Raw genomic sequence first — 14,842 nt, 5'->3', positions numbered from 1 at the left:
ACTACGAGTTCTACAACCTCAACATCGACGCCGGCGGCATGTGGGTCCGCAGGCTGATTGAGCGCCAGCTCGCCGCCGAGGGCCGGCTCATCCCCACCGTCTGACCGACCCCAGACCCGTCCAGCCCAGCGAGAAGTAAGAAGATAGTCATGGCAGCAACCAACATCGAAGTCTGGCAGACCGGAACCGTCGTCGAGGCGGAGTCCGTCACCGCGGAAACCCGGCGGCTGGTCCTGTCCCAGTCGCTACCGAAGAAAGCGGAGCCCGGCTCGCACATCGACGTCATGGTCACGATCAACGGAGAACGCCATAAGCGCTCCTACTCCGTGGTGGATTCCAGCGAGGACGGCCTGCGCGTGGCCATCAGCGTCTACCGGGCACCGCAGTCCCGGGGCGGCTCGGTTTTCATGCAGGGCCTGGAGGTCGGGGACCAGCTGGAGATCACCCAGCCGCTGCAGAACTTTCCGCTCCGGGTGGGCGCCCCGCGCTACGTGCTCCTGGCCGGGGGCATCGGGATCACCGCGATGGTCAACATGGCCCGGGTGCTACACAACATCAAGGCGGACTACACCCTGGTCTACGCCGGCCGCAGCCGCGCCGCCATGGCCTACCTGCCCCAGCTGGAAGCGCTCCACGGCGGCGCGCTGCGGGTGCACGTGGATGACGAGGGCACGGCGCTGAAGGTCGATGAGTTGTTGGCCGGGGTGGATCCGAAGACGGAGCTCTACATGTGCGGACCGATCCGGCTGATGGACGCGGTGAAACGCGGCTGGGACGCGCGCGGCCTGAGCGCCCCGAACCTGCGGTACGAGACCTTCGGCAACAGCGGCTGGTTCGACCCGGAGGAATTCGTCGTCCGCGTCCCGCGGCTGGGCGTGGAGACGACCGTCGGTCCGGGCGAGTCCATGCTGGAAGCCCTCGAGGGGGCGGGAGTGGACATGATGTTCGATTGCCGCAAGGGCGAATGCGGACTCTGTGAAGTGCGGCTGCTGGGCCTGCAGGGCACCGTCGACCACCGCGACGTGTTCTACAGCGAGCGCCAGCAGCACGCCGCTGCGAAGATGTGCTGCTGCGTCTCACGGGCCGTCAGCTCGGAAACCGGAGCGCGGGCGGACGCAACGGGGGAACGCGCCGTCGTCACCATCGACGTCTGAGGACACCTGCCGCCTGTCGATCGAAAGACGCCGCGCATCCGGTCCGGCACCACGTCGGCTCCGAATCAATAGAGACTAGGAGCGAAAGGGGCCCATGCGCGTTCAGCAGGAAACGACCGCCGCCGAGGCAACCATGCTGCGGCGGCATGTCCTCCCGACGGAACTGGGTCCCTGTACGGTGCATGTCCAGCCGGGCCCCAAAAAGCGAGGGCCGGCGTCGGACACTGCAGACGTGTACCTTCACGGCGCCGCGGGATCCTGGACCACCTTCCAGACCTTGCTCGCCGGAGCGCCGGACCGGGCACGGGTGCTGATCGACCTGCCGGGCTGGGGTGGATCCACCGAACGTGCGCGGATTGAACACTTCAGCATCGATGCCATCGGGCGGGCTGTCGTTGGGATCCTCGACTCGCTCGGGTACCGTCGGTGGAACCTGGTGGGGCACTCCATGGGAGGCTTCCTCGGGCTGCATCTCGCCGCGGCCTGGCCGGAGCGGGCGGCCAGCGTCGCCGCGATTTCGGCCACCACATTCGGTGTGTCCGAGGCGGCCCGGCATCCACTGCGCGGGCTCGCCAGGCTCCCCGCGTTCGCGGCCATGCTGCTGCTCATGCGAACCCTGGCGGCCCTCGGTCCAGCCGGGTCGGCGCTGGTACGTGCCACCGGCAATACTCCTGTGATGCGGCCACTGATGTCCCCGTTTTTCGCAGCTCCGGCAGCCATACCCGCACGGGTTATCCGCGGGCTTGGCGATGACGCCCGGCCGGCAAGCTTCTCCGCCGCCGCCCGGGCCGCGGCCCACTACGACTTGAACCGGTGGCGCAGCATCCGCTGCCCGGTGTTGGCGACCCGCGGGGACGCGGATGTCTTCACCCCGCAGTCCGACCTGGACCGTTTGGGCGAAGTGGTCCCGCACGCCCAACTGGTGACGATCCCGCGCTGCGGCCACTTCGCCAACTTCGAGAGGCCGCTGCAAGTGATGCGCCTGCTCGATGGTCTTTGGGGGCCGCCGGATTCAATCCGCCCAGCGTTCCCAGTAGCGGTCCGCGGCCTGCAGGAAACGCCGGCGGTGGGTTCGTTCTCCTAGGAGGGGGTGATTTTCCGGCCTGCCGAGCGGGCCTGAGGCATCGTTACCCGGGGTGAAGCTGACGGCAACGGCCACCGCCACCACGAACATGGACAACAAGGTCAGCGCTGAGAGGATCAGCCCGTAGGCCGGCCCCGGCGGCTGGCCACGCCGGGTCCGAAGCCGGAAGCCTCCAAGGAAGCTGCCCAGGGAAGTCCCGCGGGCGTAGAGTGCCCAGTTGGTGGCCAAAGCGGTGAAGAGGAACACGACAAGAGGGATCCAGTTGCCGGGCGCGAGAATGAACAGCAATACGGTCGGAGCCCAGACCAGAAGCGAATCGATAAGAAGCGAGAACAGCAGCGAAGGCCAGTTCACGATCGCTGATTCGGGAGTATCCACGCAGTGATTCTCGCACCCGGCAATCCGTGGCCCGCCTATGCGACACCGGACCCGATCAGATTTGTTCAACGCCGCGCCGACCCCGGACGCACCTGCGGCTGTGACCAGTCTCACCCGCAATAATCGCCGTCTGGCTTGAGCCGGCCACCCGGCGCTGTGCATCATGAAAAGGCAGGCAGGGGCCTCGAATCCCCCGCCCGCGCAGCCCCGAGGTTCGCTCCGACGCCCCGCGTCCGAATCGAATCAGGGGCACCATCCTGGTGGACGCAATGAGGCCAAACCGGTGAGCTCGCAGAGCTGCCCACGGTCTCAGGCGTTCCTGGTTTGGCCTACGGCGGCTCCGCATCGGCGCGGCAGCCGGACACCCGGATTCATGAATGGAAGCACTGAACAATGACGTTTGAAACTGCCAACACTGTCACCCACAAGCTCTGGGACCGCTCCACGATGCACCACGAGCTGGACGCCCTGGTCCACGATCTCTCGATCCGGCACAACACCGCGAAGTCCAACATCGCGGTCCACGCCAGCGGCCCGAACACCTTCACGCTCAGCCTGAACCACGGCGCGGCCAACCTCGATTCGGCTTCCGCTTAAGAACGCAACGCAGCATTAAAACGACGACGACGGCGGGAGCTTCCCGCCGTCGTCGTCGCATCCCTAAGGTCAGCCCTGGCGGCTCAGCCGGCCACCGGTCAGGAGAACCGGCCCGGCCGGAAGCTGGACAGCATGGGGTGCTTCCTCCCGGTCATGATCTCGCCCGCGAGGAGTTCGCCGGCAATAAGGCCGAGCGTTGCCCCCGAGTGAGTGAAGGCCACGAAGCAGCCGGGCACCGGACCGAGTTCCCCAAAGACCGGTTCGCCGTCGCCCGGGATGGGCTTGTACCCGATCTTCCACGAGGCCGGCTTGAGCTCAGGATGGCCGGCGATCAGCTTGGACGCTTCATCGGCGAGTTCCTGAACCACCTCGTCGGGGATGCTGAAGGAACCGTCGGCGTGTTCGGTGATGTGCTCTTCGTACCAGTCGTGGTCCAGGGCCAGGGCGTTTCCGGGGTTCGGCCGCACTGCCGCCCGCGGGGTGTTCAGCACGGCCTTCAGCCCGTGGTCCACTGGCTTGGTCAGAACCAGCATGGAGACTGGGGAACCGTTGGGGATGTCAACGCCTAGGGGTGCGACGACTGCGGGCGTCGCGGCGCCGCACGCCACCAGGATGGCGTCCGCTGCGTAGGTGTCGCCAGCGGCCGTCTGCACGCCGCGGGCCCGCCCGGCGTCGACCGTGACGGAGACCTTGCCGGCATTGAGCACCAGTTCCCCACCCAGCTCATGGAACTCCTCCATCAGGAACTCCACCAGTTCAGGCAGGCTGACCCACCCCTCGCCGGGGTTGAAGATGGCACTCTCGGGCACGGCGTCCGGGTCGACGCCGGGAACGGCTGAAGGGAGTTGTTCGGGCGCCAGCAGTTTGGAGTTATAGCCGATGGACTTCTCGTAGTCATGGCGGGCGAGGGTGGCAGCCTGCTGTCCCGCGGCGTGCCACATGAGGCCGCCGCCGAACTGCAGCCAGTCCCGGTCCGGATCCGCAGCGAAGAGGGTTCGGTAGCGGTCCACGCCGGCGACCCGGAGCTGGTGGTACGGGGTGGAGCGTTCTCCGGCGGAGTTCAACCAAGACAGCGAGCGGCCGGTGGCCTCGCTGGCCAGGCCGTGTTCGCTCAGGAGGATCACCGAGGCGCCTTCCCGGAGCAAGTGGACGGCGGTGGAGACGCCGAGGATACCGCCGCCGATGACAGCGACTCGTTTGGTTGAGGGTGTGGAGGACATGGGTCTCCCTTTCGTTCCGTAATGGGTGCTTGAATGTCGCGCGGGCCCTGCCCGGGCGGCGCGAGGTATGGCTAGGCGAAGGCGCGGAGGTTTTCGATGACCTTCAAGACCTCAAGTGACTCCTCGGGGTCGACCGGCAGCGGCCCATCCCCCCGGAGCGCCGCGGCCAGCCGGGTATAGAACTCGGGGTAGGCGCCCGGCCGGGCAGGCACCGCCTCGGAGGTTCCGTCGACGCCGAGGACCCCCCAAGAGTCCTCGGGCTCCACGCCGTAGGCCGGATCCGACGGCAACATGCCGCCTGCCAGCGCGGGTTCCTGGCTGTCCAGACCCCACTTGGTGTACCCGGCCCTGGAGCCCAGAACGTGGAATCGCGGGCCAACCCGGGCCGCCATGCCGTTCATCCAGAGCCGTGAGCGGACTCCGGATTCGTGGAGCAGGGACACGAAGGCCTCGGTGTCGGCGCCGTCTGGGCGTCCGTGGTTGGCGGTCTCCCCGTAGCTCTCCGCGACGGGACCGAACAGCTGGACAGCTTGGTCGACCAGGTGGGCGCCCAAGTCGTTGAGGATGCCGCCGCCGTCGGACGCCGCGGCAGTGTCCCGCCAGTTCCCGAAACCGTCCGGCCGCCACCACTCAAAGCGCGACTCGAAGCTGCGGACGTCGCCCAGCGCTCCTCCCCGAACCAGTTCCCGGAGTGTCAAGAAGTCGGCGTCCCAGCGCCGGTTCTGAAAGACCGTGAGCTGCACGCCGGCGGCGGCCGCCCGGGAGATGAGAGCTTCGCCCTGGGCCGGGCTGGTGACGAATGGTTTGTCCACCACGAGGTGCAGGCCGCGGTCCATTGCCGTTGCGGCGAGGTCGTAGTGGGTTTGCGGGGGCGTCCCCAGAACAATCAGGTCCAGGCTTCCGGCGAGCGTGAACAGTTCCTCCGGCGTCGGGACGATCCGGGCGTGCGGGTAGAGCCTGGCCGCCTCCGCGGCACGGGCCGGATCCGCCGTGACAATGACGTCCAGGGAGTAGCCGGGATGCGCCGCGATCAGCGGCGCGTGGAAGACCTTGCCGGAGACACCGAAGCCGACGACGGCAGTACGGATGGGCTCCGCTGCGCCGCTGCCCATCACAGCACCTCCGAGAGGAACCGCTGGAGCCGTTCGCTTTGGGGGTTGTCGAAGAGCTGGGCGGGGGTGCCGGATTCGACGACTTCGCCTTCGTCCATAAAGACGACCTGATCGGCGACTTTGCGGGCGAACCCCATCTCGTGCGTGACCACCAGCATGGTCATGCCGCGGCGGCCCAGGCCGGCCATGAGGTTCAGCACGCCCTTGACCAGTTCCGGGTCCAGCGCGCTGGTGGCCTCGTCGAAGAGCATGACTTCCGGTTCCATGGCAAGGGCGCGGGCGATTGCGACGCGCTGCTGCTGACCGCCGGAGAGGTCCCGGGGACGGTGGTCGGCGCGCTCGGCGAGGCCCACCTCGGCGAGACGGCGGCGGGCACGTTCCCGTGCTTCGGCCTTCGGCATTCCCTTGACGCTCCACAGCGCCAGGGCGACGTTCTCAAGGGCGGTGTGGTCGGGAAAGAGGTTGAAGTGCTGGAAGACCATGCCGATGCGGGCCCGCAGGAGATCCGGTTTGACCTGCAGGGCGCTCTCGCCGGCCAGCAGCACGTCCCCGCTTTTGGGTTCGTGCAGCCGGTTGACCCCGCGGAGCAGGGTGGACTTGCCGGAGCCGGAGGGCCCGATAATGCAGGTGGTGGTGCCCGGCGCAACGTTGAGGCTGACGTTCCGGAGCACCTCGATGTCCCCGTAGGCCATGGTCAGGCTTCTCAGTTCCAGGCTGGAACCGTGGAAGGTCTCGATGTCCGGCGCGGTATTGCTGGCGGTGTTGCTTGCGAGGCTCATGTGTTGCTCCCGGTGGTCAGCGGTGAGGCCGCGGCGAGTTCGTTGACTTCCTTGAGGCCGCTACTGGGGGCGGCGGGGCGGCGTCGGCCGGTGCGGAAGCGGTTGTCGAAGTAGTTGACCAGGTGGGTCAAGGGGACCGTGACCACCAGGTAGAAGATCCCGGCCAGGACCAGCGGGGAGAGGTTGCCGGAGAGGACAGCGGCATCCTGTCCGACGCGGAACAGTTCCCGCTCGGAGACCAGCATGCCCAGGAAGTAGACCAGCGAGGAGTCCTTCACAATGGCGATGAACTGGTTGACCAGCGCGGGCAGGACCCGGCGGACACCCTGCGGTACAACCACCAGGGCCATCGATTTCGCGTAGCTCATGCCCAGCGCTCGGCAGGCTTCGCCCTGGCCTTTGTCCACGCTCTGGATACCGGCGCGGAAGATCTCGCCGATGTAGGCACTGGCAATCAGGCTCAGTGCGATGATTCCCAGGGGGTAGGGCGACGGGCCGAATATCGACTGGCTGATGCGGGCGAATCCCTGGCCGATCAGCAGGATGGTCAGGATGGCCGGTAGCCCGCGGAACAGGTCCGTGTAGATCCGGGCCGGGACACGGAGCCAGGCGGACGGGGATATCCCCATCACGGCGACGACCATGCCGAGGGCGACACCGAGGATGGTGGCGGCGACGGAGATTATGAGGGTGTTGAGGAGGCCGACTCCCAGAAGCTGGGGCAGGACTTCGGCCATTGCGCCGAAGTCGAAAAAGGTGCGGGTGATGGTGCTTAACCAGTCCATGGTGTCTCTCAGACGTAGGTAGCTTGTGGATCCCGGGCGGGCCGCGCCGTGCGGCCCGCCCGGTCAGGTGGCAGCGGGGCGGCTGCCGGAGGTGTCCGCCGTGCGGCTTACTTGCTGGACGTAGGGCTGGGCGACGGGCTTGCCGCCTGCTCGGCCTTCGGCAGGTACTGCTTGGGCATCGGCGATCCCGGGAACCACTTCTGGTACAGCTTCTTCCAGGTGCCGTCTTCCATGGCCGCGGCCAGTCCCTTGTTCAGGGCGTCTTTGAAGGCCGTCTTGCCCTTCGCCACGGCGAACCCGGCGGGGGCATCGAAGGACGGGATGTCCGCGGCGCTGACCAGTCCGTACTTCTCCTCGTAGGCCTTGGCTGCCTCATAGTCCAGGAAGTGCGCGTCGACGGATCCGCTGTTCACTGCGGAAATAGCGGTGTTGTTATCCGGAAAGCGCACCAGGCTGGCCGAGGTGAAGTTCTTGACGGCATAGGCCTCCTGGAGCGTTCCCTGCACGACGCCTAGACGTTTTCCGGCGAGCGCGTCGGCGTTGGTGACACCCGAGTTCTTTGTGGTGATGACGGTCAGGTAGCCGGCCAGGTAACCGTCGGAGAAGTCGACGGTTTGCTTGCGCTTGTCCGTGATGCCGATCGCCGCAACGCCGGCGTCGAACTGGCCGTTGGAGACGGCGGCGAGCAGCCCGGAGAAGTCCTGACCGGTAAAGACGACCTTGTCGATACCGGCGCGGTGGGCGACGTCCTTGAAGAGTTCGACGTCGAAGCCGGTGAAGTTCCCTTGGGCGTCGGCGAAGGTGTAGGGCTTGGAGTCACCCAGGCTGGCGACGCGAATGGTGCCGGGCTCGATCAGACCGTAGGGGTTGTCCGCCGGCGAGGACGAGGCGGAAGAGGCTCCGCCGCAGCCGGAGAGGGCCAAGACCGCGGCAACTGCAGCGGCAATGAGCGCCCCGGGGCGCAGCTTGTTTCCTGTGTTCACAGCGTTTTCCAATCGTGGGGTGAGGAGCGGGGTAGGCGGGCAGTGTGCCCCGAATGGGTAAGGGCCGATGCGAGTCTTGCTGAGTCCGGTCTCAGTCCCTAGGATTGAGACCGGACTCACATCGATTGCTAGAAATGTAATCGAAGCCACATGGGGCGTCAAGGGTCCGCTACGAAAGGCCGTCATGAAGAGTGATGTTTCCCGGCGCCGCGATGTCACCGTCGCCGACGTCGCACGGGCCGCCCAGGTGTCCAAGGCCCAGGCCGCCCGCGCCCTGGGCAACTACGGCGCCGTGAGCGACGATGTGCGCGAGCGGGTGCTGGCGGCTGCCGAGGAGCTGGACTACCGGCCAAACGAGCTCGCCCGCAGCATGAACACCGGAAAATCGCACACCATCGGGGTGGTGGTGGGCGACATCGAAAACCCCCATTTCGGCCTGGCCACCCGGGGCATTACGGACACCGCCAAGCGCAGCGGCTACAACGTCATCCTGATCAACACGGACGAGGACACGGCCGCGGAAATCGATGCCGTCAGGGTGCTGCTGGACAAGCGCGTGGACGGTTTGATCGTGGCTCCGGCGTCTTCGGTGGAAACACAACATCTACGGCGCGTTCACGAGTCCGGCCGCCCGCTGGTCCTGCTGGACCGCAAGGCGCCCGGGCTCGATGTCGACACCGTCGCCGTCGACATGGAGGACATTTCCCATGAGTCCACGAGCTACCTGATCAATGCCGGCCACCGCAGAATCGCTTTCATCTCCACCCTCCGGACGGACGAACCGTACCGCGAGGGCATGCCGCTGGACTCGTCCCAGATCTCGGACCGGCGGGCCGGCCTGCAACGCGCGTTCGCTGACGCCGGTCTGCAGCCGCCGGGTGATCTGATCCGCCTCAACGCCGGCGATGACGAGTCGATCCGGAAGATCACCCGCGAGCTGCTGCAGCGCCCGGATCCGGCCACGGCGATCATCGCCTCCGACGGGTTGATCGGGCTGAGTGTGGTCGAGGCTATCCAGGAGCTCGGCCTGTCGATTCCGGAGGATGTTTCTTTCCTCATGTACGACGACTTCGCCTGGACGCGGCTCACCACGCCTCCACTCACGGTCATCGCGCAGCCCGTGTACGAGATGGGCGCAGCCGCAGCCGCGGCCCTGATCCGGCAGATGGAGGGCCGGAAGGCGCCTGCAGCCGCGCCGGTGTTTACGGCCGAGCTGATCCGCCGGGGCTCCGTCGCGGCACCGGCGCGGCGTTAGGCGACGACGGCGGGAGCGTCCCGCCCGCTGCCGCGCGCGTCTTCGCGATTCCCTGTTGCCGTTCCAGCTGCGGGCTACTGGCGCTGGCCGGCGACACCGGCCTCAGAACACGGCCATGGCAAGGATTATTTTCGACTGGATCGCTCCATAGTAGCCCGGCGGGCCCATGGCGCGGAGAAGCGTCGCCGCGGGTCACGGGGATGTCGAGCAGGTTTCTAACGCGCGAGGTCGCTTCAGACCGGCCCCTCCAGTTCCCAATCCTTGACGTCTGCCAGGGGAGCGAACACGCTGGGGTCGAGTTCGTCGAATTCCAGATTGTTCCGGACCAGGTGCGGCCAGTTCCGGTTGGCCAGGGCGCCCTTGCCGAGCGCGATGACGTCGGCGGCGCCGTCACGCAGCATGGACACAGCGGTTTCCGGATCGTCGAGTTTGCCGTTGGCGACCACTGTCACTCCCGAATACTCCTTGGCCAGCGCCGCCAAAGACTCGTCGGAATCCTCGAATGCAGGCGCGATCGCTTGGTATTCCGTGGTGTGGATAAAGTCGACGCCGGTGGCCCCCAGGGTGGAAAAGATGACTTTCGCTTCTTCCGCGGTTCCGCTCCATCGGTGGTCATTGTCGCTGACTTTCGACTGGGAAATTCGGATGCCCACTGTCATGTCGGGGCCGACGGCGTCCCGGACGTCGCGGCAGATCTCCGCAGCAAAGCGCACCCTGTTTTCCGGTGATCCGCCGTAGCTGTCCGTGCGCTGGTTCATGTAGTCCGTGAGGAATTGATCCAGCAGATACCCGTTGGCGCCGTGGATTTCGACGCCGTCGAAACCGGCCCGCTGAGCGTTCAGCGCAGCCGTGACGAAGCCCTTCCTGACGTCGTTCATTTGGGCCGTAGTGATCTCGGAGGGAACGGGATAGGGGCCCTCACCGCGGTAAAACGGGAGTTGTTCCCCTTTGGGAGCCACTGCTGATGGCCCGATCGAGGAAGTGACAAACCGGTTTCCCTGGCTTTGCGCTCCTGCATGCATCAGCTGGGCGAATATCCGTGCCCCAGCCGAGTGGACGCCGTCGACAACCATGGCCCAGGACCGGGCCTGCTCCTCGGTCGCGATGCCTGGCTGGAAGTGATAGCCCTGGCTGTGCGCCGTGTCCGGATAGATCCCTTCGGTGATCAAAAGCCCGAAGCCTCCGCGTGCAAACCCCTGGTAGTAGGAAGCCATTCTTTCCGTCGCGTGTCCGTCTTCGGTGGCACTGATCCTTGTCATGGGAGCCAGCGCGACGCGGTTCTCCAGTTGAGTGGAACCGATCCGAATGGGTTCCCAAAGTGGGGTGAAATCAGTCATGAAGTTTTCCTTTGCTGTTTGGTGCGACCATGCCGGCCGCACGCGCGGGCAGCCCTGCGTTGGACGGGTCGGACGCATAGTCTTCCCGGCGCCTGTGCAGGCGTCCTAAAACCGAGGCATCCGTAAAACAACCAAGGACCGCGGTCCACAGTTCTTCAAGGGTCTGGCATTGCCTTGAGGCCCCCGAAGGACCGGTCATCATCCAGCCATCTTTGAGCGCGGTCACTTTGGGGGCTCCCGGCAGGCCCTGGCACACACTGTTGATGGTCGCTGCGGCAATCAGGTGTTGCCGCATTGTTCTGACCGGGCCCAGGATGGGATCGGGCACAACGGTTCGTCCGCAGGCACCGCACATGTGTCCGTCCCTTTCTTAGGGCATTACATCGCCGGAATTGGGGCCGAGGGTCTGCCCCACAAACAGGTTTCCCCCGGGGTCGCTGGCCAGCAGGAGAGCTGTGGGTGCAACTTCCGCCGGCTTTCCGAAGCGCCCCAGCGGAAGCTCAGCACGTTTGGCCGCCTTCCAGTCTTCCGAGATCCCGTCAACCAGCGGAGTTTCGATCGGCCCGGGGGCGATGCTGTTGACCAGCACGTTGTCGCCGGCGGTTTCCAGGGCGAGAGCCTTGGTCAGCCCCACCACCCCGGCCTTGGCGGCACTGTAGTGGGTGAGCCCGGTGCCGCCCTTGATGGCCAACTGGGAGGCGATGTTGATGATGCGGCCCCACTTCTGCTGCCGCATCTCCCCCACCACCTCCCGGCAGCAGAGGAAAACGCCGGTCAGGTCGACGGAAATCGTCTCGTTCCACATGGCCAGGGTCATGTCCTCCAGCCGCGATTCGGTCAGCAGGCCAGCGCTGTTGACGAGGATGTCGATCCTGCCCAGCTGTTCCCTTGCGGCAGCGAAGGCCGCCTTCACGCTCGCTTCATCCGAGACGTCGACGGCGATGACGCCCACGCCAGAGCGGTCCAGGACAGCCACTCTGTCGCCGTTCGCCGTGAAGGCTTCGGCGATGGCCTTGCCGATGCCGCTGGCCCCGCCCGTGACCACCACGGCGCGGCCCGACGTGTGAGGGGCGGTGTCAGTGTTGTTCATTCGTTCCTTCCGGGGCTTTTCAGGCACGCATTTTGATGGTGAGGCCGCCGTCGACTATCAGCGACTGGCCCGTGACGTAGGCGGCGTCATCGGAGGTCAGGAAGCCGATCACGCTGGCAACCTCCTCGGGCCGGCCGACCCGGCCCCAGGGGATGTCCCGCCCGGCTCGCTGCAGGCCATCGGGCCCCAGCGAGTTCACCGGGTCCAGGGACTGGGGCGTCTCGATGAGTCCGGGGATAACGGCGTTGGCACGGATGCCGCGCGGTCCCAGTTCGGCGGCCACGCTGCGGATCAGCCCGAGCACGCCGGCCTTGGCGGCCGCATAGTGGGCATGCTCCTCCCACCCATAGACGCCTCCGGCAATTGAGGACACGGCAACCATCGCCCCGCCGTCGGTCATCCTCGCGGACCCCGCACGCAGGGTCCGCAGCACGCCGGTGAGATCGACGTCGAGCATGTCCTCCCAGCGCTCGTCGGTCATCTCGCCCAAGGGCGAGTTGCGCAGGATTCCCGCGTTGGCCACCGCGTAGTCCAGCCGACCGTACTCCTCGACAGCGCGTTCGGCGAACGCATCCACGGACGGCGTGCTGCGGACATCCACTTCGTGAATCACCGTCTGGCCCCCCGCGTCCTTCACGAGGCGCAGGGTTTCCTCCGGGTCGTGGGGATCTCCCGGAAAGGTGCCGATCACCGAATGCACGCCTCGGTTGGCGTAGTGAACCGCGAGCGCGCGTCCAATCCCACTCGCTGCCCCGGTGATGACCGCAACCTTTGTCTCCGGTGTCATACTTCGACCTCGTGCGGGTGATCCTCGAGCAGCGCCTCTGCCGGGGGCTTCGCGGCGATCATTAGCAGGCCGGAAAACAGCGTGCCGGCCGCGCCGACCCACAAGGCTGCAGCGCCGGTTCCCGCGCTAGCTGCCGCTGCCGTGAACAGCGCGCCGCCGAGAATGGTGCCGGGCTGGCTCATTGCACCGATGAAGGCGGTGCCGGTGGCACGGCAGCTAACGGGGTAGCACTCAGCCATGAAGTACTGGATGGCGGCGTAGGGTCCGACCAAGAAGAACAACCCGGCGCCGTAGGTGAGGATGATCATGACCGGGCTGGTGGCGATGGGGCTGAGCATGATGGTGAAGGACAGGCCGGAGAGGATCCAGCCGCCGATGATGGTCCGCTTGCGGCCGATCTTGTCACCGAGCCATCCGTGGAAGACGTAACCGAAGTACGCCAGCATGTTGATGACAATCAGCATCCAGAACGCATCCGAAAGTTCCACACCCTTGGCGTTCTTGAGGACGGAGCTGCCGAGGATGCTGAAGATCATGATGCCGAAAAAGTTGAAGATCCAGGCCAGCGAGAAGACGATCGTGTTCCGGCGCAGGTGCGGTTCCCAGATGCGCTTCAGCGGAGCTGCGGAAGAGTGTTCTACGCCGTACGCGTGGGCCAGGGCATGGGCCTCCGCGGACTGGCCGCCCTTCTCGAGTTGGGTCAGCTTGTGGTGCAGTTCGAACTGGGGGGTCTCCTTGAGCTTCTTGGCAATAACCCACACGATGATCGCGGCGGGAATGGTCGCCATGAGGTACAGGGCGCGCCAGCCGAGGGAGGGAAGGAACGCGAGCGCCAAGGCACTGGCGAGCAGGAAGCCCAGCGGCCAGCCGCCCTGGATGAAGGAGTAGTGGAAACCGGGGCGCTTACGCTTGTCGGCGACTTCTGTTACCTGGTAGACCTCGTTCATGTAGGTCGCGTTGACTGCCTGCTCCGAGAAGCCGAGGCCGCCGAAGGAACGGACCAGCACAAGAAGCCCGTTGCTGAGGAACGGGATTCCGGTCGGAATCAGGGCCGTCAGGCCGGAGACGACGGCGGTGCCGCCGATCGTGGTCATCATGCCCTTGCGGCGGCCGAGCCGGTCAATGACGGGGCCGATACCGAAGCAGACGATTGCCGTACCGACGGCAATCCAGGTGTTGATTGCGTAGGCTTCGGTCGCACTCCAGCCGAACTCTTCCTGCATGGCCGGCAAGAGGGTGCCGAAAAGTCCGTAGTCGAAAACGGCAATGGTCCAGGCAAGCAGGGCCAGCACGGTGGCGGTGGTGGTATTGCGCTTGGAGAAGACCGGGAAGCGGCGTTTCTCGTCGGGTGCGGGTTGCGTCAGGTCGACGGCGGGCTGCTGGATGGTCATGACTGGTTTTCCTTTCGGGGGCTGCGGGCGAGGAAGGAGTCCGCGATCTGGTCGAATTTGAGCCAGCTGACGCCTTCGTGGGAGTTGATGTGTTCGATGAGGCGTTCGAGCATGAGCAGGACCTGGGGCCGGCCCGAGACGTCGGGGTGGATGGTCATGGTGAAGACTGCCTGATCCATTTCCCGGTAGACCCAGTCGAACTGGTCGCGCCACATCTGCTCGATGTCGCGGGGGCTGACAAAGCCGTGCGAGTTCGGGGACGCCTTGATGAACATCATCGGAGGCAGGTCATCGAGGTACCAGTTGGCCGGAATCTCGACCAGGTCGGTTTCCTTGCCCCGGACCAGCGGCTCCATCCAGGTTTCGGCGTCCTTGGTGTAGTCGATCTTCTTCCAGCTGTCGCCGACCCGGACGTAGTAGGGCTCGAAGTCGCGGTGCATCAGGGAGTGGTCGTACTTGATCCCGCGTTCGAGGAGAATCTCGTTGGTAACCTGCGAAAATTCCCACCACGGAGCGACGTAGCCCGTGGGGCGACGGCCGGAGACCTTTTCGATGAGTTCGATCGACCGGTCAAGGATGGCCGTCTCCTGCTCCCGGGTCATGGCGATGGGGTTCTCGTGCGAGTACCCGTGCACGCCGATTTCATGCCCTGCGTCCACGATCATCCGGGTCAGGTCCGGGAACGTCTCGATCGAGTGACCCGGGACGAACCACGTGGCCGGCAGCTCGTACTTCTCAAAGAGGCGGATGAGGCGCGGGCCACCGACTTCCCCGCTAAACAGACCGCGGGAGATGTCACACGGAGAGTCTTCGCCTCCGTAGGAGCCGAGCATTCCGGCAACGGCGTCCACGTCGACGCCGAATGCGACTTGGATGTCCTTTGTCATGAG

At 65.8% G+C, this 14,842-nt stretch carries 15 protein-coding genes; 4 read left to right on the top strand and 11 right to left on the bottom strand.

The features are described from left to right. Window positions 1-149 precede the first annotated feature (149 nt). Both HNO80_RS15500 and HNO80_RS15495 read left to right on the top strand, forming a co-directional pair. The gene (locus tag HNO80_RS15500) at window positions 150-1,154 is read left to right on the top strand and encodes a PDR/VanB family oxidoreductase (protein ID WP_175323746.1); all 1,005 of its coding nucleotides are present in this window, start codon (window positions 150-152) and stop codon (window positions 1,152-1,154) included. A gap of 94 nt (window positions 1,155-1,248) precedes the next feature. Further along, window positions 1,249-2,238 carry an alpha/beta fold hydrolase gene (locus tag HNO80_RS15495; RefSeq protein ID WP_175323745.1) on the top strand — a complete coding sequence of 330 codons (990 nt, stop codon included), beginning with the start codon at window positions 1,249-1,251 and terminating at the stop codon, window positions 2,236-2,238. Here the strand turns inward: HNO80_RS15495 and HNO80_RS15490 are convergent. Continuing rightward, window positions 2,167-2,616, bottom strand: a complete 450-nt coding sequence (locus HNO80_RS15490) for an RDD family protein (protein WP_175323744.1) — start codon at window positions 2,614-2,616, stop codon at window positions 2,167-2,169. The genes HNO80_RS15495 and HNO80_RS15490 overlap by 72 nt on opposite strands. Window positions 2,617-3,009: 393 nt before the next feature. Here HNO80_RS15490 and HNO80_RS15485 point away from each other — a divergent pair, with 393 nt between their 5' ends. Beyond that, window positions 3,010-3,213 (top strand): hypothetical protein, encoded by a 204-nt coding sequence (locus tag HNO80_RS15485; protein ID WP_175323743.1) that lies wholly within the window; start codon window positions 3,010-3,012, stop codon window positions 3,211-3,213. Between the two features lie 98 nt (window positions 3,214-3,311). On the opposite strand, the gene HNO80_RS15480 is transcribed toward HNO80_RS15485, so the two are convergent. The 5 genes from HNO80_RS15480 to HNO80_RS15460 all read right to left on the bottom strand — a co-directional run bounded on the left by HNO80_RS15480 (window position 3,312) and on the right by HNO80_RS15460 (window position 8,104). Next, window positions 3,312-4,433: an NAD(P)/FAD-dependent oxidoreductase gene (locus HNO80_RS15480; protein ID WP_175323742.1), complete on the bottom strand. Its 1,122-nt coding sequence runs from the start codon at window positions 4,431-4,433 to the stop codon at window positions 3,312-3,314. Window positions 4,434-4,504: 71 nt separating this feature from the next. Then, window positions 4,505-5,545: a Gfo/Idh/MocA family protein gene (locus HNO80_RS15475; RefSeq protein WP_175323741.1), complete on the bottom strand. Its 1,041-nt coding sequence runs from the start codon at window positions 5,543-5,545 to the stop codon at window positions 4,505-4,507. Next, window positions 5,545-6,324 (bottom strand): amino acid ABC transporter ATP-binding protein, encoded by a 780-nt coding sequence (locus HNO80_RS15470; RefSeq protein ID WP_283810512.1) that lies wholly within the window; start codon window positions 6,322-6,324, stop codon window positions 5,545-5,547. Before HNO80_RS15470 ends, HNO80_RS15475 begins: the two co-directional genes overlap by 1 nt. After that, window positions 6,321-7,109 (bottom strand): amino acid ABC transporter permease, encoded by a 789-nt coding sequence (locus HNO80_RS15465; protein WP_175323740.1) that lies wholly within the window; start codon window positions 7,107-7,109, stop codon window positions 6,321-6,323. The genes HNO80_RS15470 and HNO80_RS15465 overlap by 4 nt, the downstream gene beginning before the upstream one ends. Window positions 7,110-7,216: 107 nt before the next feature. Then, a complete protein-coding gene (locus tag HNO80_RS15460) occupies window positions 7,217-8,104 on the bottom strand; it encodes an ABC transporter substrate-binding protein (protein ID WP_175323739.1) in 888 nt (295 codons plus the stop codon). A 172-nt stretch (window positions 8,105-8,276) separates the two neighbouring features. Between HNO80_RS15460 and HNO80_RS15455 the strand changes: the two genes are divergently transcribed. Continuing rightward, window positions 8,277-9,347 carry a LacI family DNA-binding transcriptional regulator gene (locus tag HNO80_RS15455; protein ID WP_175323738.1) on the top strand — a complete coding sequence of 357 codons (1,071 nt, stop codon included), beginning with the start codon at window positions 8,277-8,279 and terminating at the stop codon, window positions 9,345-9,347. Window positions 9,348-9,580: 233 nt separating this feature from the next. Here the strand turns inward: HNO80_RS15455 and HNO80_RS15450 are convergent, their stop codons facing one another. The 5 genes from HNO80_RS15450 to HNO80_RS15430 form a co-directional block, all read right to left on the bottom strand. Beyond that, window positions 9,581-10,762 (bottom strand): oxidoreductase, encoded by a 1,182-nt coding sequence (locus tag HNO80_RS15450; protein ID WP_249777392.1) that lies wholly within the window; start codon window positions 10,760-10,762, stop codon window positions 9,581-9,583. 292 nt (window positions 10,763-11,054) lie between these two features. Then, window positions 11,055-11,774 (bottom strand): SDR family NAD(P)-dependent oxidoreductase, encoded by a 720-nt coding sequence (locus HNO80_RS15445; protein ID WP_175323737.1) that lies wholly within the window; start codon window positions 11,772-11,774, stop codon window positions 11,055-11,057. A gap of 19 nt (window positions 11,775-11,793) precedes the next feature. Next, complete coding sequence (locus HNO80_RS15440; RefSeq protein ID WP_175323736.1) at window positions 11,794-12,561, bottom strand: SDR family NAD(P)-dependent oxidoreductase; 768 nt, start codon at window positions 12,559-12,561, stop codon at window positions 11,794-11,796. Further along, a complete protein-coding gene (locus HNO80_RS15435; RefSeq protein ID WP_175323735.1) occupies window positions 12,558-13,952 on the bottom strand; it encodes an MFS transporter in 1,395 nt (464 codons plus the stop codon). Before HNO80_RS15435 ends, HNO80_RS15440 begins: the two co-directional genes overlap by 4 nt. Beyond that, window positions 13,949-14,839: a polysaccharide deacetylase family protein gene (locus tag HNO80_RS15430; protein WP_175323734.1), complete on the bottom strand. Its 891-nt coding sequence runs from the start codon at window positions 14,837-14,839 to the stop codon at window positions 13,949-13,951. Before HNO80_RS15430 ends, HNO80_RS15435 begins: the two co-directional genes overlap by 4 nt. Window positions 14,840-14,842: the final 3 nt, after the last annotated feature.

Origin of the sequence: Arthrobacter sp. C9C5, from assembly GCF_013359735.1 — a bacterium.
GTDB lineage: Bacteria > Actinomycetota > Actinomycetes > Actinomycetales > Micrococcaceae > Arthrobacter.
Note: the sequence above shows the minus strand (reverse complement) of the source record. Positions and strands in the feature narration are given on the sequence as shown.

What these genes read in the sequence shown, in the direction of transcription:
- HNO80_RS15500 (WP_175323746.1), top strand. Translation starts at nt 150, where the DNA reads ATGGCAGCAACCAACATCGAAGTCTGGCAGACCGGAACCGTCGTCGAG.
- HNO80_RS15495 (WP_175323745.1), top strand. Translation starts at nt 1,249, where the DNA reads ATGCGCGTTCAGCAGGAAACGACCGCCGCCGAGGCAACCATGCTGCGG.
- HNO80_RS15485 (WP_175323743.1), top strand. Translation starts at nt 3,010, where the DNA reads ATGACGTTTGAAACTGCCAACACTGTCACCCACAAGCTCTGGGACCGC.
- HNO80_RS15480 (WP_175323742.1), bottom strand. Translation starts at nt 4,433, where the DNA reads ATGTCCTCCACACCCTCAACCAAACGAGTCGCTGTCATCGGCGGCGGT.
- HNO80_RS15475 (WP_175323741.1), bottom strand. Translation starts at nt 5,545, where the DNA reads ATGGGCAGCGGCGCAGCGGAGCCCATCCGTACTGCCGTCGTCGGCTTC.
- HNO80_RS15470 (WP_283810512.1), bottom strand. Translation starts at nt 6,324, where the DNA reads ATGAGCCTCGCAAGCAACACCGCCAGCAATACCGCGCCGGACATCGAG.
- HNO80_RS15465 (WP_175323740.1), bottom strand. Translation starts at nt 7,109, where the DNA reads ATGGACTGGTTAAGCACCATCACCCGCACCTTTTTCGACTTCGGCGCA.
- HNO80_RS15455 (WP_175323738.1), top strand. Translation starts at nt 8,277, where the DNA reads ATGAAGAGTGATGTTTCCCGGCGCCGCGATGTCACCGTCGCCGACGTC.
- HNO80_RS15450 (WP_249777392.1), bottom strand. Translation starts at nt 10,762, where the DNA reads ATGCGTCCGACCCGTCCAACGCAGGGCTGCCCGCGCGTGCGGCCGGCA.
- HNO80_RS15445 (WP_175323737.1), bottom strand. Translation starts at nt 11,774, where the DNA reads ATGAACAACACTGACACCGCCCCTCACACGTCGGGCCGCGCCGTGGTG.
- HNO80_RS15440 (WP_175323736.1), bottom strand. Translation starts at nt 12,561, where the DNA reads ATGACACCGGAGACAAAGGTTGCGGTCATCACCGGGGCAGCGAGTGGG.
- HNO80_RS15435 (WP_175323735.1), bottom strand. Translation starts at nt 13,952, where the DNA reads ATGACCATCCAGCAGCCCGCCGTCGACCTGACGCAACCCGCACCCGAC.
- HNO80_RS15430 (WP_175323734.1), bottom strand. Translation starts at nt 14,839, where the DNA reads ATGACAAAGGACATCCAAGTCGCATTCGGCGTCGACGTGGACGCCGTT.